General features: G+C 43.6%; 22 protein-coding genes and 1 pseudogene. 18 read left to right on the top strand and 5 right to left on the bottom strand.

Going from position 1 to position 25,582, the window contains the following annotated elements; genetic code table 11:
* Positions 1–4 precede the first annotated feature (4 nt).
* Positions 5–802, top strand: a complete 798-nt coding sequence (locus MSG38_RS02145) for an AraC family transcriptional regulator (RefSeq protein WP_248400880.1) — start codon at positions 5–7, stop codon at positions 800–802.
* 30 nt (positions 803–832) lie between these two features.
* On the opposite strand, the gene MSG38_RS02140 is transcribed toward MSG38_RS02145, so the two are convergent.
* Positions 833–2,026 (bottom strand): CynX/NimT family MFS transporter, encoded by a 1,194-nt coding sequence (locus tag MSG38_RS02140; protein WP_050654411.1) that lies wholly within the window; start codon positions 2,024–2,026, stop codon positions 833–835.
* Positions 2,027–2,177: 151 nt separating this feature from the next.
* Entirely contained in the window at positions 2,178–3,119 is a 942-nt protein-coding gene (dsdC, locus tag MSG38_RS02135; RefSeq protein WP_248400879.1) for a DNA-binding transcriptional regulator DsdC, read from the bottom strand.
* 255 nt (positions 3,120–3,374) lie between these two features.
* On the opposite strand from dsdC, the gene MSG38_RS02130 reads away from it, so the two are divergent.
* From MSG38_RS02130 to MSG38_RS02080, 11 genes and pseudogenes are all read left to right on the top strand, one after another.
* Positions 3,375–4,706 carry a D-serine ammonia-lyase gene (locus MSG38_RS02130; RefSeq protein ID WP_248400878.1) on the top strand — a complete coding sequence of 444 codons (1,332 nt, stop codon included), beginning with the start codon at positions 3,375–3,377 and terminating at the stop codon, positions 4,704–4,706.
* A gap of 253 nt (positions 4,707–4,959) precedes the next feature.
* Complete coding sequence (locus MSG38_RS02125) at positions 4,960–5,760, top strand: hypothetical protein (protein WP_248400877.1); 801 nt, start codon at positions 4,960–4,962, stop codon at positions 5,758–5,760.
* A gap of 251 nt (positions 5,761–6,011) precedes the next feature.
* On the top strand, positions 6,012–7,040 hold the full coding sequence (gene trpS / locus MSG38_RS02120; RefSeq protein ID WP_050650473.1) for a tryptophan--tRNA ligase: 1,029 nt from the start codon (positions 6,012–6,014) through the stop codon (positions 7,038–7,040).
* Positions 7,041–7,087: 47 nt separating this feature from the next.
* A pseudogene (locus MSG38_RS02115) lies at positions 7,088–7,276 on the top strand (hypothetical protein); the annotation flags it as partial.
* 124 nt (positions 7,277–7,400) lie between these two features.
* Complete coding sequence (locus MSG38_RS02110; protein ID WP_248401082.1) at positions 7,401–7,778, top strand: VOC family protein; 378 nt, start codon at positions 7,401–7,403, stop codon at positions 7,776–7,778.
* A 136-nt stretch (positions 7,779–7,914) separates the two neighbouring features.
* Positions 7,915–8,376 (top strand): hypothetical protein, encoded by a 462-nt coding sequence (locus MSG38_RS02105; protein ID WP_248400876.1) that lies wholly within the window; start codon positions 7,915–7,917, stop codon positions 8,374–8,376.
* Positions 8,377–8,733: 357 nt separating this feature from the next.
* Positions 8,734–9,597 (top strand): delta-class carbonic anhydrase, encoded by an 864-nt coding sequence (locus MSG38_RS02100; RefSeq protein WP_248400875.1) that lies wholly within the window; start codon positions 8,734–8,736, stop codon positions 9,595–9,597.
* A 315-nt stretch (positions 9,598–9,912) separates the two neighbouring features.
* Positions 9,913–11,094 (top strand): C45 family peptidase, encoded by a 1,182-nt coding sequence (locus MSG38_RS02095; RefSeq protein ID WP_052879631.1) that lies wholly within the window; start codon positions 9,913–9,915, stop codon positions 11,092–11,094.
* 203 nt (positions 11,095–11,297) lie between these two features.
* Complete coding sequence (locus MSG38_RS02090) at positions 11,298–12,485, top strand: BamA/TamA family outer membrane protein (RefSeq protein ID WP_248400874.1); 1,188 nt, start codon at positions 11,298–11,300, stop codon at positions 12,483–12,485.
* A gap of 280 nt (positions 12,486–12,765) precedes the next feature.
* Complete coding sequence (locus MSG38_RS02085; RefSeq protein ID WP_248400873.1) at positions 12,766–14,400, top strand: hypothetical protein; 1,635 nt, start codon at positions 12,766–12,768, stop codon at positions 14,398–14,400.
* Between the two features lie 198 nt (positions 14,401–14,598).
* Positions 14,599–16,665 (top strand): carboxylesterase family protein, encoded by a 2,067-nt coding sequence (locus MSG38_RS02080; protein WP_248400872.1) that lies wholly within the window; start codon positions 14,599–14,601, stop codon positions 16,663–16,665.
* A gap of 101 nt (positions 16,666–16,766) precedes the next feature.
* Here MSG38_RS02080 and MSG38_RS02075 read toward each other — a convergent pair whose 3' ends face one another.
* Together MSG38_RS02075 and MSG38_RS02070 are read right to left on the bottom strand one after the other, a co-directional pair.
* Positions 16,767–17,684 (bottom strand): LysR family transcriptional regulator, encoded by a 918-nt coding sequence (locus tag MSG38_RS02075; protein ID WP_048612554.1) that lies wholly within the window; start codon positions 17,682–17,684, stop codon positions 16,767–16,769.
* 147 nt (positions 17,685–17,831) lie between these two features.
* Positions 17,832–18,317: a DUF3299 domain-containing protein gene (locus MSG38_RS02070; RefSeq protein ID WP_248400871.1), complete on the bottom strand. Its 486-nt coding sequence runs from the start codon at positions 18,315–18,317 to the stop codon at positions 17,832–17,834.
* Positions 18,318–18,604: 287 nt separating this feature from the next.
* On the opposite strand from MSG38_RS02070, the gene MSG38_RS02065 reads away from it, so the two are divergent.
* The 4 genes from MSG38_RS02065 (at position 18,605) to MSG38_RS02050 (ending at position 22,728) form a co-directional block, all read left to right on the top strand.
* Positions 18,605–19,369, top strand: coding sequence for a hypothetical protein (locus tag MSG38_RS02065; protein WP_248400870.1), 765 nt, complete (start codon positions 18,605–18,607; stop codon positions 19,367–19,369).
* A 319-nt stretch (positions 19,370–19,688) separates the two neighbouring features.
* The gene (locus MSG38_RS02060; protein WP_248400869.1) at positions 19,689–21,257 is read left to right on the top strand and encodes an amidohydrolase family protein; all 1,569 of its coding nucleotides are present in this window, start codon (positions 19,689–19,691) and stop codon (positions 21,255–21,257) included.
* A 93-nt stretch (positions 21,258–21,350) separates the two neighbouring features.
* A complete protein-coding gene (locus MSG38_RS02055; protein WP_248400868.1) occupies positions 21,351–21,992 on the top strand; it encodes a trimeric intracellular cation channel family protein in 642 nt (213 codons plus the stop codon).
* 109 nt (positions 21,993–22,101) lie between these two features.
* Complete coding sequence (locus MSG38_RS02050) at positions 22,102–22,728, top strand: LysE family translocator (protein ID WP_248400867.1); 627 nt, start codon at positions 22,102–22,104, stop codon at positions 22,726–22,728.
* 76 nt (positions 22,729–22,804) lie between these two features.
* On the opposite strand, the gene MSG38_RS02045 is transcribed toward MSG38_RS02050, so the two are convergent.
* Entirely contained in the window at positions 22,805–23,410 is a 606-nt protein-coding gene (locus MSG38_RS02045; protein WP_048608466.1) for a short chain dehydrogenase, read from the bottom strand.
* Between the two features lie 153 nt (positions 23,411–23,563).
* Between MSG38_RS02045 and MSG38_RS02040 the strand changes: the two genes are divergently transcribed.
* Positions 23,564–24,451 carry a LysR family transcriptional regulator gene (locus MSG38_RS02040; protein WP_248400866.1) on the top strand — a complete coding sequence of 296 codons (888 nt, stop codon included), beginning with the start codon at positions 23,564–23,566 and terminating at the stop codon, positions 24,449–24,451.
* 149 nt (positions 24,452–24,600) lie between these two features.
* Positions 24,601–25,551 (top strand): LysR family transcriptional regulator, encoded by a 951-nt coding sequence (locus tag MSG38_RS02035; protein WP_248400865.1) that lies wholly within the window; start codon positions 24,601–24,603, stop codon positions 25,549–25,551.
* Positions 25,552–25,582: the final 31 nt, after the last annotated feature.

Below are 25,582 nucleotides of genomic sequence, written 5' to 3'. Positions count from 1 at the left end.
TGAGATGAATCATCAATATCAAGTGACGATCTTTCGTGCAGAGCAGTTACAAAAGCTGCGTAATGTTAGGATTCTATCCCCTAGTATCATTCAGATCATTACAGGCAGTAAGCGCCTGTTTTGGAAAGATTCAGCGGCAGAGCTCTCACATTCTGAGCTGCTGTTGTGTGAGGCATCAGCTTCACTAAGTTTTGAGAACATGCCCCACAAAGGGCGTTTCTTGTCGCGAGTATTCAGCTTTCAATTCCAGCCCTCTCAGGCGATGCTTGATTTTAGTGAGGAACGTTCGAATGATCTGGGGCTGCCTACAGTAAAAGCGGATCGAAACTTACAAGACTCACTCAATGCTCTGTTCTCGTTTGATACACAGAGCATGAGCAAAGAGACTCAACAGTTTTGGTTGCAGGGCTTGTACCAGCAATTAGCTGAAAAAGGGGTATTGCATCGACTGTTTGCCAGTGCCAACGTCTCGTTTAGCCAAAAGCTTAGCCATTATCTTTCACATTCACCAGATGAGAAGCATCCATTAGAGTCGGTGGCGGAGCGTTTTGCGATGAGCCGAGCCACGCTTATCCGTAAATTGAAACTGGAAGGTATGCAATATCGAGAGGTGTTGGCTGAAGTTCGCTTGAGTCACGCGCTTTATCTGATGCAAAACGGACAACAAAATGTTGCGGTGTTGGCTCAGTCTTGCGGTTATCAATCGGAAGGGCGTTTTAGTCAGCGCTTTAAAGGTAAATTTGGTTTGTCGCCAAGTGAATACATCAAAACCGTCGTCAGCCATAGTGTCGCGAGCAAATAAAGTCGCGACGCCACAATCATTTTGTTTGGCCTAAACGCTCACTTTCTTATCTCGTGCTGCCAATGCCGCGAAAATCGTGCACGCAAAGGCAACAGATGCGATCAGCAGAATAGGAACACTCCAAGAATCTGTCTGAGCATGAAGCTTACCCACCAGCGTTGGACCAGTGGCTGCCAACGCATAACCGATTCCCTGAGCCATACCCGACAATGATGCGGCTTGACTGCTATTTGATGTTCTCAGGCCAACAAAAGAGAGCGCGATAATAAACGTCGAGCAGTTAGCTAATCCAAACAGTCCCACCCAAAAGATCGCAAACTCAGGTAAATACAACAGGCCAATCAATCCAACAAACACACTCGATGCACACAGAGTGATGAGCCATTGTTGATTGTCACTTTTGGCTAAGAATGGCAGTAACAGCAACCCCGGAACCATAGTCGAAAATTGCAGGAAGCCGTAGATGTAGCCTGCATCGATTTCGCTGTAACCAAGATCGTTCAATATCTGTGGCAGCCAGCCCGCCAAAGAGTAGAAGGTAAATGAGTTAAGCCCAAGCGCCAACGTTACTTGCCACGCAACGCCGCTTTTAATCATCTTCTTCATCGGCAGAGGTTTGTCTTGTTGCTTGTTATCGTTAGCAGAAGATGAACGTTTTCTGATTTTAGGCAACCAGATCATCAAAGCTAATATTGGAAATACCAAGTTCATTAACAGCGCTAATTGCCAACCTGTCATAGTGAACAAGGTGAGTTCTGAAAATGGCACCATCAAACTTGAGCCTAACGTCGAGCCGATGCCCATCGTAAAGATGTACAAAGAAGTAACAGTAGCGATGCGTGTCGGGAAGCTAATTTTCACTACTACAGGTAACAACACATTACCAATCGCGATACCAAGCCCGATCATCACTGTGCCGACATACAAGGCTGGGATTAACCCAGCAGAGCGCAGTGTAATTCCGGTCGTGATCAGAACTAAGCCTAATAGCAGGCTAGGCTCTAGACCAATTCGTTGAGATATCTTGGTGACTAATGGTGAGAATAAGGCGAAGGTAAGAAGTGGCAAAGCCGTTAAGAAGCCAGCAGCCGACGACGTAAGGTTGAGGCCTTCCATAACCTGAGAAAGCACAGGAGCCAAGCTCGTAAAAGGCCCGCGAAGGTTAAGTGCTAGGAATAAAATTCCTAACATGACGAAAATGCTATTACGAAGAGAGGCGCTCATAGGTTGTTCTACTGTTTGCTTATGAGAAGACAGGCTAGCCTACAGTTCATTGAATGTATAAACAATTAATGCTGCTAAAAAGAGCTGGTTGAGCCAAGAATTCACATATTCCACATATTCCACATAAGCCGCAAGATCCGAAGATAAGCAGCTACATCTGATCTCTTTGCTCAAAAGCCCATTCAATAAACATTTTAACTTTTGGTGATTGGTGTTCTGAAGGCGTCGCAAAATAGTACTGTTGTTTACACGTGACGGGTGGTTCGTTAAATGGCGCGATAAGCGTATTGTCTTCAAGATATTTCGATACAACGCTATATCGTCCAATGGCAATACCGGCATTGTTTATGGCTGCCAGGATCGCGAGATCTGAACGGTCAAATTCCATATTTGAGCTGGACTGTACAGTACCGAGTTGGTTCGCTTGTGCCCACACTTCCCATTCATTGCGGTTTGAGTCGTAGTTCCATGCTTGGCTGTCGTGCAGTAAAGTTGCTCGATTGAGGTTCTCTGGTTGTTGACTAAGCCCGTGTAACTCAGCGTATTGAGCGGTACAAACCGGAGTCATGCTCTCGTGCATGAATGCTTGGCAGAAAAGTTTATCGGGAAAAAGATCATCGAAATAGATAGCAATATCGATACTGTGTCCTTGAAAGCTGATATTTTCATTACCAGTCAGCAGTTTCAATGTGATTGATGGGTAACGTTGTTTGAAGTTCGCTATCCGAGGTACTAGCCAACTCTGCGCAAATGTCGGTCGTGAATAGATCGTAAGTGTGCCCGATATTTCTTCGTTCTTAACATCTAAAATCTCTTGGTTTAGAGCATTCAAGGTGCGGCTCAATGCGGCATAGATGCGTTTGCCTTCGCTTGTCAGTGTGATTCTGCGGTGCGCACGTTCAAACAGCTGTATATCCATCTCTCTTTCGAGCTTGTTGATACGATGAGAAATCGCACTTGGTGTCATCGATAGCTCTTGGGCTGCAAGTGAAAAAGAACCATGTCGAGCGGCCACTTCAAACGTGTGCAGTTTTGACAGCTGGTGGCTGTTTAAGCGTTGATTTTTAGAGTACAGGTTGTCTTCGCTATACATTTCGTTAAAGGCACCTTGATTCAAGCAAGAGGATTTCGATACACATCGTCAATGTCATATCATAGCTCTATCTATGACTCATAGTTAATCATAAGTTGCTTTGGTTGCGTTAATTTCCGAAATTCTAATTAATAGATGAATTCAGTTCATGTAAATGTGATTTTTCGTCGTTTGAACAAACACCAAAATCCCGTTTTAATAGGTTTACCAATGATTGAACCTGCGCTGTATGCGCTTAGCCAGAAAAGGTCACCCATGACTGTATTGAATTTCGACAAGCTCATCTCAGACTTCCCACTGCTTGCACAATTAGTCGCACTCGATGAAGTGACTTGGTTTAACCCAAACATCACGACTTTGGAGCAAGGTTTACCCTATGTGGGATTAGGCGAACAAGATATTCACGATGCGAGCATGAGGCTGCAAAGGTTTGCTCCTTATCTAGCCAAGGCGTTTCCTGAAACTCAAGCGACCAATGGCATCATCGAGTCAGAGCTTGTTGACATTCCATCTATGAAAGCAGTATTGGAAGCGCATTATCAGCAGCCTATAAAAGGGCGTTTGATGATGAAGAAAGACAGCCATTTACCGATTTCAGGTTCAATCAAAGCTCGGGGTGGTATTTATGAAGTACTAACGCATGCCGAGAAGCTTACGATTGAGGCCGGGTTACTGTGTGAGAGTGATGACTACAGTAAGTTGCTCGAACCTGAGTTTCGTGACTTCTTCCAACAATACAGCATTGCGGTTGGCTCCACAGGCAATCTAGGCATGTCGATCGGTATCATGAGTGCCAAATTGGGCTTTACTGTCTCTGTTCATATGTCGGCAGATGCGAGAGCTTGGAAGAAAAGCAAACTTCGTGAGCATGGCGTCAACGTTGTTGAATATGAACAAGATTATGGCGTTGCGGTGGAACAAGGACGTAAAGAAGCAGAGCAAGATCCTCGATGCTTTTTCATTGATGATGAAAACTCGCAAACCCTGTTCCTTGGTTATTCGGTGGCAGGGCAAAGGCTCAAACAGCAATTTGAGCAACAACACATTTCAGTAGATAAAGAACACCCATTATTTGTTTACTTGCCATGTGGAGTAGGTGGTGGCCCCGGTGGTGTCGCATTTGGCTTGAAGATGGCCTTTGGTGATGATGTTCACTGCATTTTTGCTGAACCGACTCATTCACCTTGCATGTTGCTTGGTGTTCATACTGGATTGCATGATGAGATTGCGGTGCAAGATCTTGGTATCGACAACCTCACCGCCGCAGACGGTTTGGCGGTGGGTCGGGCTTCAGGTTTCGTGGGTCGCGCGATGGAGCGTTTGCTTGATGGTTATTACACATTAACCGATGAACGTATGTACCAATTGTTAGGTGAACTGAATCAAGCAGAGGGCATTCAACTTGAGCCTTCAGCATTAGCGGGTATGCCAGGTGCGGTTCATGTTGAGCAAAATAGTGAATACCTTGCTCGTTTACAGATTAATGAGTCGACGCTAGCGAATGCAACACACCTTGTATGGGCGACAGGCGGAGGCATGGTGCCACCACAAGAAATGGCAGCTTACTTAGCGAAGTCATCGGTTTAACCCTAAAGCTTTTATCGTTTAATTGTTTGTAAATATCAGTTGTTGTAAATATAAGCTGTTCAAAAGATAAGTCATGACAGAAGAGTGTTGTTTATAGCTTAAACACACTCTTTCTCATCTTTAAATCCCACCGTAATTCAAACAATAACTTGCGCAGATCGTTATCCAAAACACACATTTTATAAATTAAGCTTCTTAGATGTTCTAACTATCAGTTAGGTTGAGTGGCATTCAACTTGATAGGGATTGAGCAATGCAAACGGATAAAGATATTCAGACAAGACACATAAACACACCAGAAAAATTACTCCAGCGTTTAGATGCGATTGGGGAGTCTTTGGAAGCATCGGATAAGGCTCATGCTTTGCTGGGTTTGGGCTCAGTAGGCATTGAAACGGAACGACTTGATCAGTATTCAGATGTCGATTTTTTCGCAATAGTGCAAACAGGGCACAAGCAGTATTTCTTAGACAGTTTGCATTGGCTATCTGATATTCACTCAATCGACTACGCAGTGAGAAATACCGTCGATGGCTATAAAGTCTTATACACTGACGGAATCTTTTGTGAGTTTGCAGTGTTTGAACCCCACGAGTTAGCGCAAATCCCATTTGCTGAAGGGCGCATTGTTTGGCAGCAACCTGAATTTGATACGCAGTGTTGTGTTCCACCAGCAAAAGGCGAGGCACACGCAAACTCCCAAGAGTGGATCATTGGTGAGGCACTCACCAATCTTTATGTGGGTATGTCTCGTTATAACCGAGGCGAAAAGCTGTCGGGCAGTCGGTTCGTTCAATCTTACGCACTCGATCGTTTGATCGATCTTGTGGATCAAACTGAACAATCTGAGCCTGAATTCGTTGATGAATTTATGTCGGATAGAAGGCTAGAAGCACGCTTTCCTAATTTTGCCCAATTGCTACCAACCTTTACCCAAGGCTACGAGCGCACCGTTGAGTCGGCACTTGCCCAACTAACTTTCCTTAACTCCCACTTCACAGTCAACCAAGCTATGTGTGACCGAATCACTGAACTGTGTTCCAGTAAAGATTAAGCTTATAACCTGTTAATCTTAAAACCTATTTTCTTGGTGCGCGTAAATAACAGTTGTCGCTCGTCTGTATTGTTGATAGGTTTTAACCATGAAATTTAATTCTGCTTCAACTTCAATTTTCTTTTGGTGGTGCTCTTAACAGAGCAGCACGGAATACTCACATTCTTTAGCTGCTGGACGGTAGCTAAGAATGTCATCAAAAATGTCTCCTCTTTTTATCTCCAGTAGCCTTTCTAACTTGGAGATACACCATGAATACCAACTCAAACAGCCATACCAACAAGCCTGAGATTATTCTGACTGGCGATAGAGCAACTGGGCCTTTGCATTTGGGTCATTATGTCGGTTCACTTAAACAAAGAGTCTCTTTACAGCATATTCACGACCAAACGATATTGGTTGCCGACATGCAAGGGCTTACCGACAACGCCCATAATCCTTCGAAGGTTTCTTCCAACATTCTCAATGTAGTCGCTGACTATCTTGCGGTGGGTATCGACCCGACCAAGACCACGATTTGTCTGCAATCACAGTTGCCGGTGTTAGCTGAGCTCACCATGTTCTACAGTAATCTTGTTTCTATCGCTCGCTTAGAACGGAATCCAACAGTCAAAAGCGAAATTCAGAACAAAGAGTTTGGACGTTCAATTCCAGCAGGCTTCCTCACTTACCCCATCTCACAGGCGGCAGACATCACCGCTTTCAACGCGACTTTAGTGCCTGTCGGTGATGATCAACTGCCGATGTTAGAACAAACCAATGAGATTGTAAGAAAGGTTAATTCGCTCGCTGGCAAACCAATCTTGAATGAATGCAGACCACTTCTCAGCAATGCATCTCGCCTCCCTAGTACCGATGGTAAAAGTAAGATGTCTAAATCGATGGGTAACGCCATTAATCTGGGTGCGACAGAGAAAGAGATCAGAGCTGCAGTCAAATCCATGTATACCGATCCAAATCATCTACGAATTGAAGACCCAGGCAAGGTAGAAGGCAATATCGTGTTCACTTACCTTGATGCTTTTCACACAGACACTAACTATGTCAGTCAACTAAAAGAGCATTACCAAAGAGGTGGGCTAGGCGATGGACAAACTAAGAAAGTGTTGGAAGAGTGCCTGCAAGAGATGCTTCGTCCTATTCGTGAAAGGAGAGCTGATCTGTTGGATGACAAAGCGCAACTCATCGAAATTTTACGCAATGGCACCCAAGTCTCTAGGGAAAGAACGCAAAAGGTGTTGTTCGATGTAAAAGACGTCTTTGGTCTGAATATTATCTAGCACTGGCTGTATCAATGACGAGCCAAACTGCGGGAGAGTGGAAGGGCGATCTGGATGCGAATATTTCAGAAGGAAGCTTTATTATCAACGGGCCAGTATTGTCTGAATTTATTGGTAAATTAAAGCCGACTGAATCAACCAATCAATTTCAATTTGTAGATGGCGAGAATGTTTGGGTGTTCAAGGTAGGTGATGATAGTTTAGTTTCCTACACGCTCAGTAAGCGCGAAGGCTAAGTTAAGTCATTCCAACCTACATGTCTGTTATGAGTTATGTGGGTTGCCGAATGACATTGTTCACCTAACAAAGCCTAGTCACCGCCAATAAGCCCTTATCACTCTTAGTTACAGGAAGGTAATGATGGAAATCAGTCAGTTGGATCATTTGGTATTAACCGTGAGTGATTTACAAGTTACGGTCGACTTTTACCAACGGGTGCTTGGAATGAAGCCCATCGAATTTGGTGAGGGCAGGTTAGCGTTGTCATTTGGGACGCAGAAGATCAATTTACACCTAAGTGGCAGCGAGTTCGATCCAAAGGCAAGGCGTGTTCAGGTCGGAAGTGCAGACCTATGCTTTGTTACCAATACACCAATTGCTGAAGTTGTCGAACATATCCAAGCGCAAGACGTCGTGATAGAAGAAGGGCCCGTACCACGAACAGGTGCAATAGGAAAAATTGTCTCTGTTTATATCCGAGATCCTGATGGCAACCTGATTGAGCTCTCGAATTATTAGTCTTAAGCACTAAACCGTACGCTTTTGTTTACTCTTCAAGAACGCGGCTTTTCGTGTTTATTCCGCTTATCACTGGATGTCGCCACCCAAATAAAATACAATCGAACAATGTTTTATTAATTCGTGCTTTATCATTATGATGAGAAATTTACTCATATTCATCGTTAGCCTGTTCTTCTTAACAGCTTGTTCTTCAACGAGTAATCATCAGCTAGACGAAGAGACATTAAGCAACGAAGACGCTATGTCGAAAAGTGTAGAGGGAGAGAGTAATCTCGAGACTTCAAAGGATACAAACGCTGAGACCAGCGTTGATTCTTCCCATGATTCAATCGTTAATCATCAACCACTCACTAACCTTGATTCAAATAAAGACACGATAGCTCACGCTAATGCAGAGCCAGAATCAGTGGAACCTTCTCAAGTAGCAGCGACAGAAACAACGGAAAGCGATGCTAAGAGTGGCGGTGAAAAAGGCATCGGAAGCTATTTTATTCGTCATAATAAACCGACTAAGACCGTGATTAAATCACTAGAGGGCGTGACAGATGCATTGAACGTCATGACGTTTGGGATATTTGCCACCGGTAACGGTTAAATCGTTAACCTAGAACGACAACCTAATAGATAGAATGAAACGTGAAGGCGAGCCAGGTGGTTCGCCTTTTTTGATCTTCTAAATCTGGCCACCATTCTTCCTAAGAAACGTGTTCACTTATCTGAGCGCTGAGTCAGGCGACGGTTAACGAAAATAGGAAATTATTAGTTCTGGAAGGGACTCGCCGAATTTACCCTGTTTTACTTGTTATATGCATCAAGGGTTCTAATACTCATCCCAAAGCAAGCAATGAAATCTAATCTTACAAAGACAAGTCTTATATTCACTTACGAGCATAGTAAGATGTTTGCTGTTAAGTCGGTTTAGGTTTAGTTATCAATATTCTAGGGAAGAAAAATGAAGAATAAGAGTGTGTTTTTAAGTGTCGCGATGGTGATGTTGTCAGCTCATGCAAATGCATCAGATGCGAACCATGAGTCTGTATCAGATGGTGTTATCGCAGAACAAAGAGAGAAGCTTTCTGAAAATACCCAAGGACAAGGTTTTGGACCGCAAGCTCCTCGAGATTTGGGTTCATTAGAAGGTACAAATACTAGACTGTTTTCGGATGCCCCTGATTCAACAGCGATGAACTTATGTAATATTCACTTCCATAAAAATGCTGAGCATAAAGGCGGCGAGTTTACTCAATACGCTGGTAACGGTGATGGTAAGGGATTCCAGAGTGGCTTTAAATACACAGGAAAACTGAGTTCTGCTGAGCTGAAACCATTTGAGGGCAAGGTTTGTCCGAGCGAGCATGGTTCTTTGCATTCGGGTGACACAATTGAAGTTCACTATGTTTATTCAACGGCGCAAGTTGAACCGGGTGAAACATTGGGCGCTTGTTTTAACGACGCGATTACCAACCCGCAACTGCGTGTAGAAACCCAAGTTTACGTATTAGTGAATGATGACAAAGCACTCGACTTTGAAGCGCTCGCTAAACATTCAAAAGTGAACGGCTTACACCAAGCACCAAACATCCCACAAGATACGGGCTCAGCGATTCAATACGCAGGCTCTACAACGGGTCCTGGTTATAATGAGCAAGGTTCACCTTTCCAAGTAACATGGAGCGTTCGTCCACAAGTAGCGAAAGTAAACATCGCGACAGTGGGGAGCTGGTGTGAAGGCAATGACTTTAACGAAGACCACGCCCACGGTGTGAGAAACTTGGTGGTTAACCCTGAGCTATTATCACCTATTCGTAACGACTAAACGATTCTGACCAATAAAATGATCAAGGCGAGCCAATAGGTTCGCCTTTTTGTTTGGCTCAGTATTTTGTGCATGACATGCCCTTTATGTTTCACGCCTAGCTATATCCTTTCTCTTTCTCTTTCTCTTTCTTTACTGCTTCTTGAGTTCCAATGCGTGTTCTCTATAAGCATGTTCTCTGATCTCATGTACTCGTACTTATATATTTGGATGAGTTTCGTCCGTCATATCGAATTGTTGGTATTTAAAAATCGTCCATATAATGAGCCCATCTTAAAGAAACAAACCAACTTACTTAGATAAATAGAGGTCATTATGAACACTTCAACACTTACTACTAAAGCACAATTCGAAAACGGCACAATGTTTGAAACTGGCGAGGAAATGCTTTACGTCCTTCAGCTTAACGGCAGCTGGTATGAAATGGGCAAGCAGTACGGAAACTTGTCAAAAGAGCACATGCAAGCGATGTACGACGTTATTGTTCAGCCTGAATTTGATAAAGGGCTAATCAGCCAAAAAGAAGCATATGAATTGTTTGGCACTCGCGTTTTCGCAGCACTTTCTTTACGTCGTAAGCAATACTTCCAAGGTGTAGCAGATGGTCTAGGCTGGCCACTGGAAAAAGTCATCGTGCTAGACCAAAGCGGTCCAATGGCAATTTACCTTGGAAAGCTACACTCATTCTCTGGTTGTTCTTCGTTAGCGACTTGGGGCGAAAGCACGGTCGATGGTCATTCGGTTGTTGGTCGTAATATGGACTGGAGTGATCTGTTCCTAGACTTCCCAATCTATACAACGGTTTATAATCCAACAGATGGTTCAAACGCATTAGTGAATGTGAGCTGGCCTGGTTGGCAATGGATGGTTACTGGTTTTAACGACAAGGGTGTGTATACCGATCTGCATGACGGTACATCAATGGGCGGCAATATTGTATCGGTCGAGAAGCCATCTTTCTTAAACTCAGTGGTCGATTACATGGCGGAATCTGATTCGATCGAAGCTCTTAGCTCACGTTTCCAAGCGTCACGTACTGATATTGCTTCAATCTGGATGTTAGCGGATAAAAGCGGTCAGGCTTGTGCTTACGAGAACACAATCCAAGAAAACAGAAAACGCGTCAGCGGTAAAGACGCTAACTCGTTTGCGACGGTTAATACGTTCTTAAACCCAGATTGGGGTTTGGGTATCCGTGAAACTCAAAGCTTTTCACTAAAACGTTTTGATAACTTAAATGCACGTCATGATGACCTGTGCGGTCACATTGATGCTGAGGCAATGCGTAACATCTTTGACTTACCACTGTATAACGAAGATGGCAGCTTCAAAGAAAATGGTGGTGTGACTAAGCCAACTAATCAAGATGTGGATCTAACTAACTACCAAGTCGTTGCTGACTTAAATGAGTTGCAAATGTGGGTGAAACTTCCTGCGCTTGGCAGCGACACCAACTGGGCTCATATTGATGTGAAGTCTTTGTTTAACAACAAGTAACGTTATCACTCAGTGAGTAGGGCTAATGTGTTTGTATAAGCACATAGCCTTCCTTTTTTGTAGGCTCACCTCTTAAACCGGCCTCAATAAAACGTAATCAATCGCTTATCAAACTCCTCGTCGGACTTTAATAGACGAATCCGATCATTGCATGGAAGCTTAACCAGCAGGCGTAAACTCTGCCATTAAACCAAAGTGCAAAAATGATTAAATCTAAATTGTTTCATTCTGTCTCGCTAATCGGCGCTCTTTTTTCTTCCGTTTCTTATGGCTCATTTTTCGATGCTATGGACGACCAATTCGATATGGGTCACCACATAGCAGAAAACGCCGTGGGTTTCTTGCCTGTACCGGTTTTGATTACCGAACCTGCTGTTGGTTATGGCGGGGGGCTTGTCGGCGTATTCATGCATGAAACTGACGAGCAGAAACAGCAAAGAAAACAAGCGGCACTCAATGCTATCGATGGAGGCGCACAGCTTGTTCCTGGCGCGATAACAGTATTGGGCGCAGCGGGTACAGAAAACGGATCGTGGTTTGCCTTTGTCGGGCATCGACACACATGGTTGAACGATACCATTCGTTACACGGGTGGTGTTGGGGCTGGGCAAATGAATCTTAGTATCTATAAAGATTTGTCACTAGAGCTCCCAAATAACAAGTCTACGGACATCCAACCGTTAGAGTTTTCAACTGAGACTCGTGGTGTTGTTTTGCAGCAAGGAGTCCAATTTCGAGTGGCTGATACGCCTCTTATGTTGGGCGTTAAACAGTTCGTTTCTTATACCGAGATAACTTCTGACAGTCAGATCGTTGATAAGTTGATGGAGTACACCTTAGGTCAAACCATCGTGACTTCGGGTTTAGGATTGACTGCAGATTACGATACGCGCAATAACTTATTTTACCCAACCAGTGGCTATCAATTTTCAGCTGATTACATGGTTTACGATGAAAAGCTAGGCAGTGATCAAGCATACCGAAAGTTAGATGTCGAAGGGGAAGTCTATGTCCCATTGGCAACACAATGGACGCTGGCTTTTGCGGCCAATTATCAAAACTTTCAATCAGATGAGTTGTTTCTTTCGCCAACCACTCAACCGTATATCCAATTGAGAGGCGTGTCTTCCTATCGATATCAAGGGGATGAGATTACCACTCTCCAATCTCAAGTTGTTTTCGACATTGATGATCGTTGGAATGTGTCTGGGTTTTATGGATACGGTCAGGCGAAAGAAGAAGCAGAACTTAGCCAAGACCAAACAGTAGGAGCTTATGGTGTCGGGTTTCGATATCAGATAGCTCGCCGATATGGGTTACGAATTGGTATGGACTTGGCTCGAAGCGACGACGAAAACGCTTTCTATATTAGCTTAGGGAGTGGTTTTTAAATATTCAAAATACCAGTCTAAGTCTAAGACTCTTTTTACTAACGGCTAATAACGGTTATTAACAGCAGCTTCCATTTTTAGTGATGGGTTTGATCCATCATACATGATTCAAGGGATGGGAAAATAGGCCGTAAAATGTAGCCATACCAAAGAAGCTTCATTCTGATATCGAAGGTTTGATGGTCGTTATGATTTGGTGAACAGGAGGGTTCACTCATTAAATTTAATCTGCCTTATCTATGGCTTTAGGTATTTGGTGGAAGTATTTGGCACTCAAATAATGAAAATATTTAATCTGTTCAGCTTTAGAACCCTCGTTTTGTTCGCAACCCCGTTATTTTGGTGGGCTTCGTTTTCAGTGCTATCAGCTGAGTCGAAAGCTGACCATCCTGGTAAAGAGATTTTCAAACGTTATTCGCTCAGTGAAGACATTCCTAAGTTGGCCATGAGTTCTCTCATGCAAGGAGAGCACTTGGTTGAATATGCGACTCGTAAAATTGTAGTTGGAGACAATGTTCGTGAATCAAAAGTCTTCTTAGTGAAGAACACCGATACCAAAGGCAACATTGATCTGCGAATTAAATACAATCCCGATGACCTTGATGAACAAGAGCAAATTATCGATGAAATTGAAGCATTTGTCAGAACCGAATATCGACTGAGGCATTACGCTGAGAGCTACGACCCGTATTCAGTTAAAGCTAAGGATCATGGTAATGGTCGTGTCGATATCTTCTTTGAATACTCAAAGTATGCATTACCGCAGGATATTTCGTACTTCCGTCATTTAAGCGTGAAAGTTGAACTCGTTAATGGGCAGCCACAGACGATGAGTATCTATAACGATCAGCCGTTTAAATTCAATGGATATCAAATCGAGAGTTACTTACAACGACTTGATTTTAAAAGACTCGAGTCAGGAAAGCTTATTATCGACAGTAAGCACATCGAAGTTGAAGGTAAGAAGCGCGATAAGCCAGTGCGTATGAACACGATGATTCGTCCAATTGCTATTTATGATGAGCAAAATGAGGTGACAGTCCTAGACCACAAAATGCTTGAGCAAGTATCGGATCCGCGAATGAGAGAAGAGAGTGTTGTGCTAGACCGAGTGTTTCCTTTGATGGGCGATATGGTTCGCCGTCAAGGAATCGATTTGCCATTGCCTTTTGGTGTGTCTGTCGCGTACAGGAACCAGAACATGGACATCCCATTCACTGATTTCGTGATTCAAGGTGTGGGCTTGAATGATCTTTTCGACCCTTACGCTAGCATCGGAGCTGTTAATGCTGAAAGTTTAACGCTTAGAGCTGATCTCAATATATTACCGTTTTGGAATGTTTATGGTTTGGTTGGAAAAATCAACGTCGATGCTCAAGTTGATGCGGAATACACCGGTGAGGCGGGTGAGTTTCTCCGAGATAAATTAAACAACAAACTACCACACCTTGGGGATGCATTTTGTAGTGAGTTGTCGGCACTTTGCCAAACGGGTCGTGTGAAAATTCCGTTGAGTTTGGAGTATGACATCGTGGGCTTAGGGACAACTTTGTCCGTGGGATATAAAGAATTTTTTGCTTCTGTATCGGGCAGTTATACAAAAACGCGTTTAAAAGACACTGACAATTGGGGAGATGGCATTGTGACTGTTCAGCCTATGCTTGGCTATCAACTCGTTGATTATCGTACTCAGCTATTTGTTGGTGCTGAGTACCAAGGTTTGGATTCAAGAATGGCAGGGCATGTGGTTGCGGGTGACTTGGAATTTGATTATGACATTGGCGTGAGCTTATCTCAGTGGGCGTATTTGGTGGGTGTGAATAAACAATTAGGTAAGAACTACAATTTGACCTTTCTTTATAACAAAGGTGAAACGCGAGATTCGATGACGGTCAATTTTGGCTATCGATTTTAAGCATGAGATGTTGAGCGTTAATGGAGAGGGTTTCATCCGTCATAGGAGATTAACTGGATGTGTTTTTATGACATAAACTCATTTCATTAACCCAACACTGATAACTGAATACCGACTAAACAACGATTCAATGGAAAGTATAACGCGCAGGGAGTTCGCATTGTGAAGCAATAAACATAACCAAATGCAGGCTCAACCATGAATTTTAAATTTCCAACTGTTAAGCGAAATCAGCGTTCTCATTTTAATAATAAAACGTTACTAACTCTCGGCATTACCTCACTTCTTATCGGGTGTGGTTCAGACAAAAGTTCAGACTCAGGAACCACGCCAGAACAACCACAACTGATGCCGCTGCCTGCGAAAATAATCACCGCGAATGTTGGCAACGCGACACTAAAGGCATTGCAAGAATCCGTTTTGATTCAAGACAATCAAGGCGAAGAGAGCTTGGTTGATATTGAAGCTTTTAAAGGCGTTCAATTTGGCCATGCAAATCGTTTTGCCCATAGTGAACTGACTTATTTAGAGAGCACGATTGATGCAACCGAGTTTGGTGACGCGTGCCCACAGTTAAAGGCGACAGCTCAATCGCAGTCTGAAGATTGTCTCAACTTGAACCTATGGCGCCCAGAGGGAACACAAAGCGGGGATGGTTTACCTGTCTATCTGTTTATACACGGTGGAGACTTTGAGTACGGCTCGGGGTCTGCCAAGCTTATTCATGGAGACACGATTGTGGCTCAAGGATCGGCAGAGACTAATCCGTTTATTTTCATTACATTCAATTATCGATTGGGCGTACTGGGAAGTCATTGGGTTAAAGGTGAAAACAACAGTGGCAACTACGGCATTGGTGACCAACAAACTGCGCTAGAGTGGGTAAACCAACACATAGAAGCATTTGGTGGAGATGCTCAGAATGTCACGTTGATGGGGCAAGGATCAGGCGCGATGTCTGTATCGATATTGCAGCAGCAAGCTGAGAAAGAAGGGCAGGTTAATGACTATTTTCAACGTAGTATCATGCAAAGTAATCCGTATGGTTTTGAATACCGAAGCTACGATGTTGCGAAGAGCCAAGACGACGAGCTAGATCTTGTTGACGCATCTTTGGAAGAAGTATTGCTCACTCAAGAGTCGTTATTGTCACCGACAACGCGTATCAAAGATTGGCTACTTAAAAGTATTCTGCCATTAGTAAATGAATATTCACCAATATCATTAGGTAAGGCAGACCATACACCTATGGGGACATTAATGCCTTTCTCGCCTTATTTGGCGTGTGAAAAGACATCTCTACTCGGGGCGTGCAGTCAAAATGCGGCACAACCGTACCAGTCCGATTTTATCGTTCCAACGGTAATCGGCGTTAACGCAAAAGACTCGAACACGATGAGTATGTTGCCAACTCTGACGTTTCTCATTCCTAAAATACTCGATTTGGTGCTGGAACAATCACCAGAGCTGCAAAGTGATAACGCCACCTCTCAAGACTGGATTAATGCGGTTCAAAACTGGGTGCAAAGTGATGAGGCATCAACAGATATTGATTCGCTATTTGCATCGGCAGATGGCGAAGCCACCATACAACTTGAACTGGAAGATCTGCTTGCCGTGTTGCCTAAATCGGCTTACGAAGCGGTGAGTCAATTGTATTTTGGACTTGAAAATCGAAACAGTACAAGCGAGCTACTGTCGCTTACCGACTTTTATCCAAATGACGAAAGTGAGCTCGATAATGCAATGCGAAATATGGGGCAGTTCAAAATGATGATGAACGACATGCTCTTTAGTGGTCCATCACGTATTAAAGCAAAGCAATCTCAACAACCCGTCACGTTTTACCAGTTTGACTACAAACCGAGCTTCAATGTTTGGGCATACAATACCAAGGGCGAAGAGCGAAGCGTCGATATTTCAGATGCATTAAAAACCGTCTCTTGTATTAGTGGAGCGTGTAATGGTTCAGAGCTGCCATTTGTGTTCAACAAGTCATTTAAATTGGATGGTGAAGAAGTATCGCCGTCGAAGAAAGACAAAGCACTGATGAACAAGTTGTCACGAATTTGGTTCAGTGATGCGCTGTTTAGTGATTACCAATATAGTGAAGCGACCGACAGTGTTATGTCGATAGATAATGAAGGCAGTATCCACCTAGAATTAAACTGGGATAATTACTTCCAGCAAGGTGTCGACCCGGTATTGCGAAATGGACGGTTAGATGGCCTAGAAGACCTTAATCTCATCGCCAATTATCTCTAACTAACTAACTAACCAACAAACAAAAAAGTGATCCATTAGGATCACTTTTTTGTTTGTATCATAAGCTAGTATGCATCAATGCCATGCTTGCTTTAGTGCTTCTAATTCAATGGATTCTGCAGTGCGATAAAGCGTTCAACGTAGGCATCTGTCGCTGTCATGATCGACTTTTTCACTTCCATGATCTGTTTTGAATGTGGATTCCAAAGCGCAAACGAGAATTTCATTCCCATCTTCAGTTGGTCTAACTCCAGTGTTTCCAAGCTTTCAGTTACATAGGGTGACTCTGACAACACCTTAGGTAACCACGCCCAACCGAGCTCGTCTTGAACCAACTTTATAACCAAGGCAAGTTGATCAACTTCTTCGTGTATCGCTGATACTAAGAGCTTCTCTTTGAGACCTTCATCTTTAAACGCACTCAAAACGAACTGACGTGTGCTGCGTAAAGCGGTTAATGCTTCTGTTGGCGAAAGCTGAGAGAGTTTGCCTCCTTTTTTCACAAACGGCAAAAACTCGATATGGCCAATAAAGGTCGAGTCCTTACTGTACATACCTTTGCCTTTGTCGATCATCACCAAGCCAAAGTGAATATCACCACTTGCTAAGCCTTGTTCAATCTGGCTCTTTGTTCTCACCAGAAAGTTAACCTTCATGTTTGGAAAGTCTTGGTCGAGTTGGGCTCGTATGGAAGAGAGTAGGCGATGTGGAGTCATGCTTGGATAGGCAAAATTGATGCTTTCCAGTCCACCGTAAGAGAGGCTTAGCGCGATATTATCGAAGATACGAGATTGCTCTATCGCAGACTTAGCGTAGTGATAAAGAAGCTTACCATCTTCGGTCGGTTCTACTGTGCGACCTATGCGCTCAAATAGCTCAACAGCAAGCACGTCTTCAAGGTTATTGATGACTTGGCCAGTGGTTGTACGGTGTTTGTTTAATCGGGCAGCAGCCTTGCTGAATGAACGCTCTTCGTAAACGGTCACAAAGGCGAGTAACTGTTCAATACTAAAATTCATACGTTGTACTCAATTGTTAGTCCATTAAGTATAACGTATCAGATATTCGTAGGATTAGGTAATTCATATGCCCAACTATGATGTGCGTCGTAGTTGGGCAGAATAGGTATTTGGGGGGAGGTTGGAGCGCAGCGGTACAGGAGTTTGTTATTGATAGGGTGCGATTTCGATATCAATCATTTGATAACCCGTATCGGCAACGTCTGTCGAGGTATCTTTCGTTCTCAGGGTTCCCGTCAAATACACCGTATCCCATAACCCTTGTGCGCTCACATCTTTAGGAGAGTTTACATAGATGATTTGATTGGTCGGTGGTGGCGGTACGTGTATGCAGGCACCGTAATAAGGAACCAACAAAAACTCAGTAGCGATCTCATCATCACCTTCAAGAGGAATGATGAATCCCGGAATCTTAACACGTTGCCCATCAAGCTCTTTTCTTACTGAGCCTAACTTATTTTGTTCTGGCATATCCCAAGAATGTTCGGCGAGGAAAGGCTGTGTCGCTTCTCTGATCATGGCTTGTTCTTGCGCTGGCACAAGATCAATCCACTCTATTTCCTCGGTGTCTGCGTGAACGGAGAACGCGCTAAAAAGTGCGACTGATAGTCCAAGTGTTGTTAGCTTTTTCATGTTGCCTCTTTAATATCTTTGCTGTTGGGGATGCAGGCGATATTAAAGTGGTATGGATCATCAAACGAATCATCAATGATGGATCAAACTCGTCCTTATTGTGGTTTTTCATCGAGGGGATTAGGAAATATCAACAGAGCAACTGAATTTATCATTTGGACGTGTTACATCCGTCTAAGTGGAGTTTTAGATAGATCAGTTCCATTCAATAATATCGGTGTACGGAAACGAGGGCGAACAGTTCGCTCATTCATAGGAGGGTGATAACTTAACTTACACAGGTATATATGATGATTAACCGCAAAACACTTTCACTATCTATTCTTTCAATTGCAGCGACAGCGCCTTTATTAGCAGCAGCGCCTCTATTCGCTGCAGAGTCTGAGCCGAACCCGTCAGACTTAACGGAAACGAGCACTTCAGCGTATTTTGGTATGAGTAACCAAGGCGATGTAAAGGGTTCAATATCTGGCGACTTTCATTTTGATAATGGGCAGACAGGCATGCTCACCGTCGAAGGAACTATGACTCAACAAGGGAAATATTCTGACAGTCGAGTTCAGTATTTCCATGTTTTTTCAACAGAGAACAAAATTGTTCCAAGAGCTGCGCTATCGCTCGACGTTATTGATAACTCGATGTTTACTTCTGCGTCATTGGGCGGAGTTGCAGCGATTGATACCGGGGTGAAAGGACTCCAGCTATTCCCGCGCTTAGGCGTATTGGCAGGTGAATATTCTGATGCGTCAGTGTTGTCGTTTGATGCTGACAAGAAAGAAGCGATCGGCGGATCAGCCGCTTTCTATATGATGTATCAGTTGGGTGAAGATGGTACTTACATCGGTGCGTGGCCAGAGTACAATTACTTAAACGGTGATATTGAAACGTCGATGCTTAAATCAACATTAATGATTGCGACGCCTTTCTCTAACGATAAAACTCGATGGGGGCAGCTAAGAGTCGATAACACCACAGGTTATATGCAGTCCCAAACTCGCGCTATTGATATCGACGATACGGTTGTTTGGGCTAACTACAAATTCTATTTCTAACTTTTGATGTATAACCGGAAAGGCAGCGCTAATAGCGCTGCCTTTTTTCGTTTGTGGCGTGACTAATTGAGTCGCTTAACCCACTAACTTTCACACGAATTTAAGAAAATTAAATAATTTCAAAAATACTATCATCAAAGTAAGCCGTGTTTAGATGTGGGTTCTTAACAATATCAATAACTTACTTTACTTGATGAGATTTGGATGTGTTGAGTCCGTCCTAAGTGATTTATCAGACTGACAAAGTTCATCAATAATGCGAATCAAAGAGGCGGACAACGCTGACTTAATTTACTTATTTACCTTTGGAGTCAACATTATGAACAAGCAAATCAAAGCTACTCAAATCAAACGTACGGCCCTAGCAATGCTGGTGGCAATGTCACCAAGTGTCTTCGCTTACGATCTCGTTATCATGAATGGTCGAGTTATGGACCCTGAAACGGGCTATGACCAAGTTGCCAATGTCGCGGTTGAAGATGGAAAGATCGTCGCTATCACTGGCGATGCTATCGAAGGCGATAAAATGATTGATGCTGAAGGGCTGGTTGTCGCACCTGGTTTTATTGATACTCACTCACACGTTGTTGCGATTCCTGTCATGCAAAAGCTACAGCTACGTAGTGGTGTTACAACGCCATTGGCTCTAGAAGTTGGCGCTTATCCAGTGAGTGATTGGTATCAACGATTGGACGGCAGTTCACAAACGAACTTTGGTGCGAGCGTGTCATCTGCGGGTATTCGTACCAAAGTGTTTAACGACGACTACCACACACGCACGGGTACAATGATTAACGATATTTTTGATACCGAAGAGGCAAAAGCGTCGAAGATTTCTGGTGATTCAATGACTCAGATTGCATCTAGAGAGCAAATAGAGACGATTTCTGAAATGGTCGACAAGGAGCTCAAAGATGGCGGTTTAGGTATCGGTGTTCCAGTAGGTTACATGTCTAAAGCGGCGACGACCATCGAAACTAAAGAGTGGCAGAGACTTGCGGGTGAATACGGTGTTCCAACGTTTTTGCACGGTCGATTCTCAAGCCAACTTCCACCAACATCAGGCTTAATTGGTATTGAAGAGATGCTATCTGGAGTGGGTATTTATGGTGGTGGTTTGTTGGTTCAGCACATGCACCAGCAAACTCTCAATGAAACACCGGTCGCACTTAAGATGCTGGACGATGCAAAAGCCAAAGGCATGAACGTTGCAGCAGAGATCTACCCATATAACTATGGTGCAACCATTGCAGCGGCGGACTACCTAGAGCCAGAAAACTACCAGCGCAATATGGCACGAGATTACTCAGACATTATTGAAACAGAAACAATGAAACCTCTAACCAAAGAGCGATACGAGCAGTTGCTAAAAGAGAACCCTCAAGCGAGTGTCATGTTCTACGGTGCAACGGATCAAGACCTTAAAAACGCGCTCGCTCATGAGTCTACAATTGTCGGTAGTGATGCTTTCCCACTGATGAAAGAGGATGGAATGATGGCTTACAGCTGGAATACGTCTTATGAAGGTCTACAAGGACACCCAAGAGCCGCTGGTACTCAAGCTCGAGTATTGAAAATGGTTCGTGAGGACAACCTGATGCCATTGATGTCTGCGGTTTCTAAAATGTCTTACATGCCAGCTAAGTTCTTGCAAGACAATGGTATTGATCAAATGAGCCAAAAGGGTCGTATTCAAGTGGGCGCCGATGCTGACATCACGATGTTTGATCCTGAAACGGTAACGGACAACTCGACACTTAAAGAACCAGGTTTGCCATCAACAGGTATCCCTTATGTTGTGGTTAACGGTACAGTAGTCGTAGAAGACTCTAAAGTGCTGCCAAATGTTTACCCAGGTAAAGCGGTGCGTAATAGCGTTACTAAGTAAAGCTACTTAAACAAACGTTAATAGAAGCAGACGCGACAACTTCGGTTTCACGTCTGTTTTTTATCACCAAATTAGCATCTAAAGGGTCATCAAATGTTCGTAACAACAACGGAACTCATAAATACTATCTCTGTCCTTGGCACTGCTGCTTTCGCGTTCTCTGCGGTATTGGCAGCGAGTGAAAAAAAGACGGATATTTTCACGGTGGTGGTATTGGGTGTAATCACAGCTGTAGGGGGAGGCAGCACACGTGATGTATTGCTCGATGTGACCGTGTTTTGGTCAAAGGAACTGTATTATGTCTGGATTGCGGTTGTGAGTAGCTTAATAGGCTTTATCTGTGTTTCGTTTTTGAAGAAGCGGTGGTTTCATACGATTAACCTTTATGTCGATGCGATTGCTATCGCCATGTTTGCGATTCAAGGTACTGAAAAAGCATGGAGCTTAGGTTTCGGGCTACCGCTAGGTCCAATCATGTTGGGTATTATTACGGCCGTGGGAGGAGGGGTTATCAGGGACGTTTTGATTCAACGTCCGACGCTACTGTTATCAAAAGAGCTTTATGCCATACCTGTAGCATTAGGGTGTACATTACATGCGACTACACTGGCGTTGCTTCCACAATATACCGATGTGAGTGCGATTGTTTCTATTGCCCTTGTGATTTACATACGTCACCTGTCGATTAGTAAACAACTTGCTGTTCCAAAATGGGCGACATTGAATCCAGTTTAAAACCAGTTTCCGTTTTATTTCACTGGCATTGATCGTTTTCTTTACTCGACTCAAGACAGCATGATACGTTCATGATCAATTATGTAGGGTTATAGAAAAGGACAGTCCAATGTCATTAGAAAGTGCGATTACATTCTTTATTGCCATGTTTATATTTGGTATTACTCCGGGGCCTGGCGTATTTGCCATTTTAGCTCGTGCTATGGTTCAAGGATGGCGAAAGTGCGTCACGCTTTCGTTAGGTATGATATGCAGTGATCTTATTTATCTTGCGCTTGCCTGTTTTGGTCTAGCAACGATTGCCGAGAATTGGTCGATTGCGTTTGAGGTGATTCGCTATGTTGGTGCAGCTTATTTGATTTACTTGGGCTACAAGATGTTTAAGAGTCTGCCTGAAATGCAAGGCTCTGCGGAACTTGCGGCCAAACAGAGTCAAAAATCCGAACTCGCGAGTTTCGCGCAAGGCTTTTTGATTTCAGCATCAAACCCTAAAGTGATTCTGTTTTATATTTCGTTCTTGCCGACTTTCATTGATCTGACTGTTCTGCGCTCACAAGATATTGTCTTGGTTTCTGCGCTAGCATCTGTTGCTCTAATGTCCGGTTTAATGCTTATCGCTGTAGGCGCGGGCAGAATGGCCGGTTTGTTGAAAACGCCACGCGCACATAAAAGGTTAAACCAAAGTGCTGGTGGAATAATGATTGCAGCTGGATCATACTTGGCGATAAATCGATAAATACGATTCTTTAAACAGAAAGGCGAACCGATGGGTTCGCCTTTTTAGTTGCAGGAAAGTAACTAATGTTCGTGCATTACGCGTCTACGAAAATCACTTCACCAGTAAGAAAGCCATCGACCGAGCGCTCAAACGCTTTGCCAACAAGTTTGCTTGGTACAGGTTCAAAACCTGGCATCATTTCACCGTAAACATCCCACGCTTCAGCAAGAACGGTCGGGTTAATCACATTGATACGTGTGTTTCTTGGCATTTCATAAGCGACAGTCTTAACGAAGGTATCAATTGCGCCGCTAGTGGTAGCATCAGCAATCGCAAAAGGAATAGGTTTAACATTCAAGATACCGCTAATTAGAGTAAATGAACCGCCATCAGCAATGTACTTTTGGCCGATGCGAACAAGGTTGATTTGTCCCATCATTTTGCTCATTACCGTGGTCATCCATTGATCTTCAGTCATATCCGCAAAGGTGTTGTATTCACACAAGCCAACGGTGTTAACAACTGCATCAAAGTGTCCGACTTTTTTGTAAAGTGCCTCAATTGATTGCGGGTCAGTGATATCAACGATGTGGTCGACATCGCCAGAGCGACCCGCAGTGATAACGTTGTGATTGCCCAGTCCCATTAATGCTGCTTGACCCATCTTGCCACGTGCGCCAATTAGAATGATTGTTTTCATGTTGTTCTCCGATCTGTATATGTTTCGTTTCGATGGAAGAACTTTAACTAAACTTCTAAACAAGTAGAAACAAAGTCTAATTGTGAGTGTTACTGGTTTTTCTTGTTGAGTGTTACACTGACATGGAATCCAACTACACCGAAGCGAGTGCGTGTGAGCAAACTAGACCGATTAGACATTAAGCAGCTTAGAGTTTTCCAAGCTTTAATCCGTGAAGAGAACGCGTCCAAAGCTGCGAATCAATTGGGGATGACTCAGCAAGCTGTCAGTGAGCATTTGAAGAAACTGCGAGAAGTGTTTGATGATAGGTTGTTTGTGAGAAAAACCAATGGCTTTGTTCCGACCACCTTCGCACAAGAGTTATCTGTCGGTGTCGATCGTTTACTGATCGACTTCAATTTGTTGTTATCTAAAACAAACTTCGTACCACAAAAAGCCAAAGGGACATTCGTTATTGCGGCAACAGACTACGCTCAGCAGATCATTTTGCCGAGCTTAATCGCGCAATTAAGGGAACAAGCACCGAACTTAAAGCTGATTGTGCGCGATTTTGAAATTGATAATTTGCATGAGCTAATGGAAAGCGGGAAGGTCAATTTAGCTATCGCGTTTCCGGACTATATTCCTGATAGCTACAAAGTCATTAAGTTGTTTGAAGAGCATCATGTGTGTGTTGCATCACCTCATTCTTCAATAGCACAAACCACACCTTCATTAGAGGAAGTCGCGAGTTATCCCACGATCATCGCTTCACCATCTCGCCCAAACTTTAAAGGGTCGATTGATGAATGGTTCAGTCAGTTTGGGTTAAAGCGCAATGTCGTGGTCTCCGCACCGTGTTTCTCCATTGTACCCATGTATTTAAACACCACAGATTCTATTGCGTTTTTGCCATCCAGAGCTATTGAAGGGTTCAATTTGGTGACGATCCCAATGGAGCACTCCCCAGAAAGCTTTGATGTGGTGGCTGCTTGGCACCCGAGATATAACGAAGACCCACTACAAAAATGGGTCACATCCTTGCTCAAGATAGAGGAATAACGGGTATTAAAAATGACAGTAAAGTAGGGCGCATCGACTGAATAGCTCGAATTATTGAACGAAACGTTTAGCCAGTTATCATCACTACTTGTTTGTTAGTCACAATGGTGCAATTATTTAACGAGTGATATTACTCGGATGCATGTCTTATGATGACTATCGAACAACAGCTTTCTCGGCTGGATCTAAACTTATTGGTGTCGTTAAGTGTTTTAATCAAAGAGAGGAACGTAACGCGAGCTGCCAACACCTTGTATCTGTCTCAACCTGCGATGAGTCGTACGTTAAGTCGTTTGCGAGAATTGTTTGATGACCCACTGTTTTATCGAGAGTCTAATGGCCTAGTGCCCACGCAAAAAGCGTTAGAACTGCAAGCACCTTTAGAAGAGTTGCTATTGGCGATGCGAAGCCTAGTAACGAAATCTGCGTTTGATCCTGCTGAATGTGTTCAAACCTTTGTTGTCTCTGTACCGCCATTAATGAGTCGGATGCTTTCTGTGCCCCTTGCTGAATGCTTCATGCACGATGCGCCAAACGCCAGTCTTATCGAATATCCGATTGCAAAAACGCCTACTAGCCAACTGCTGTCACGAGATGTGGATTTTACCATTCACATCGAAGCCCCGAGTAATCCAATCGAATTTCCATACGTGAGTCTTGGCCAGATCTATCCGGTATTTTATGTTTCTGAACATCACCCTTTAGCGAAAGCGAAAAATGTCACTCTTGAGCAGTGCCTCGAATCTCGTTTTGTCGATCTCACGCTCGATATTCGCTCGAATTACGGGCTGCAACACCCTGTAGATACTTACTTAGTTAAGAATGGAATGCAGAGAGATATTGCATTTAAAAGCGGACAGCTTCTTACTTTGGTGGAAGTGATGCAGAGTTCGAATACAATTTTGGTTGCGACCCACAAATTGACGGAACTAGAGGGAATAGGCGACAAGATAGTGCCAATATTCTCTCTAGATAATGTTCCCGAGTTAATGTTCGAACTGTTTTTGATTGAGCATAAAAGAACCGTTACCAGCCCAGCACATCAATGGTTCAAGAACTTAGTCGTGTCCGTGATTGAAGACGTTGTTTGTGACAGTTGAGCCAACATCTTTGTTAACACCGCAGCTTAGT

It is taken from the genome of Vibrio sp. 1CM24A (assembly GCF_023161725.1).
Classification (GTDB): domain Bacteria; phylum Pseudomonadota; class Gammaproteobacteria; order Enterobacterales; family Vibrionaceae; genus Vibrio; species Vibrio coralliirubri.
Note: the sequence above shows the minus strand (reverse complement) of the source record. Positions and strands in the feature narration are given on the sequence as shown.

What these genes read in the sequence shown, in the direction of transcription:
- MSG38_RS02145 (WP_248400880.1), top strand. Translation starts at nt 5, where the DNA reads ATGAATCATCAATATCAAGTGACGATCTTTCGTGCAGAGCAGTTACAA.
- MSG38_RS02140 (WP_050654411.1), bottom strand. Translation starts at nt 2,026, where the DNA reads ATGAGCGCCTCTCTTCGTAATAGCATTTTCGTCATGTTAGGAATTTTA.
- dsdC (WP_248400879.1), bottom strand. Translation starts at nt 3,119, where the DNA reads ATGTATAGCGAAGACAACCTGTACTCTAAAAATCAACGCTTAAACAGC.
- MSG38_RS02130 (WP_248400878.1), top strand. Translation starts at nt 3,375, where the DNA reads ATGACTGTATTGAATTTCGACAAGCTCATCTCAGACTTCCCACTGCTT.
- MSG38_RS02125 (WP_248400877.1), top strand. Translation starts at nt 4,960, where the DNA reads ATGCAAACGGATAAAGATATTCAGACAAGACACATAAACACACCAGAA.
- trpS (WP_050650473.1), top strand. Translation starts at nt 6,012, where the DNA reads ATGAATACCAACTCAAACAGCCATACCAACAAGCCTGAGATTATTCTG.
- MSG38_RS02110 (WP_248401082.1), top strand. Translation starts at nt 7,401, where the DNA reads ATGGAAATCAGTCAGTTGGATCATTTGGTATTAACCGTGAGTGATTTA.
- MSG38_RS02105 (WP_248400876.1), top strand. Translation starts at nt 7,915, where the DNA reads ATGATGAGAAATTTACTCATATTCATCGTTAGCCTGTTCTTCTTAACA.
- MSG38_RS02100 (WP_248400875.1), top strand. Translation starts at nt 8,734, where the DNA reads ATGAAGAATAAGAGTGTGTTTTTAAGTGTCGCGATGGTGATGTTGTCA.
- MSG38_RS02095 (WP_052879631.1), top strand. Translation starts at nt 9,913, where the DNA reads ATGAACACTTCAACACTTACTACTAAAGCACAATTCGAAAACGGCACA.
- MSG38_RS02090 (WP_248400874.1), top strand. Translation starts at nt 11,298, where the DNA reads ATGATTAAATCTAAATTGTTTCATTCTGTCTCGCTAATCGGCGCTCTT.
- MSG38_RS02085 (WP_248400873.1), top strand. Translation starts at nt 12,766, where the DNA reads ATGAAAATATTTAATCTGTTCAGCTTTAGAACCCTCGTTTTGTTCGCA.
- MSG38_RS02080 (WP_248400872.1), top strand. Translation starts at nt 14,599, where the DNA reads ATGAATTTTAAATTTCCAACTGTTAAGCGAAATCAGCGTTCTCATTTT.
- MSG38_RS02075 (WP_048612554.1), bottom strand. Translation starts at nt 17,684, where the DNA reads ATGAATTTTAGTATTGAACAGTTACTCGCCTTTGTGACCGTTTACGAA.
- MSG38_RS02070 (WP_248400871.1), bottom strand. Translation starts at nt 18,317, where the DNA reads ATGAAAAAGCTAACAACACTTGGACTATCAGTCGCACTTTTTAGCGCG.
- MSG38_RS02065 (WP_248400870.1), top strand. Translation starts at nt 18,605, where the DNA reads ATGATGATTAACCGCAAAACACTTTCACTATCTATTCTTTCAATTGCA.
- MSG38_RS02060 (WP_248400869.1), top strand. Translation starts at nt 19,689, where the DNA reads ATGAACAAGCAAATCAAAGCTACTCAAATCAAACGTACGGCCCTAGCA.
- MSG38_RS02055 (WP_248400868.1), top strand. Translation starts at nt 21,351, where the DNA reads ATGTTCGTAACAACAACGGAACTCATAAATACTATCTCTGTCCTTGGC.
- MSG38_RS02050 (WP_248400867.1), top strand. Translation starts at nt 22,102, where the DNA reads ATGTCATTAGAAAGTGCGATTACATTCTTTATTGCCATGTTTATATTT.
- MSG38_RS02045 (WP_048608466.1), bottom strand. Translation starts at nt 23,410, where the DNA reads ATGAAAACAATCATTCTAATTGGCGCACGTGGCAAGATGGGTCAAGCA.
- MSG38_RS02035 (WP_248400865.1), top strand. Translation starts at nt 24,601, where the DNA reads ATGATGACTATCGAACAACAGCTTTCTCGGCTGGATCTAAACTTATTG.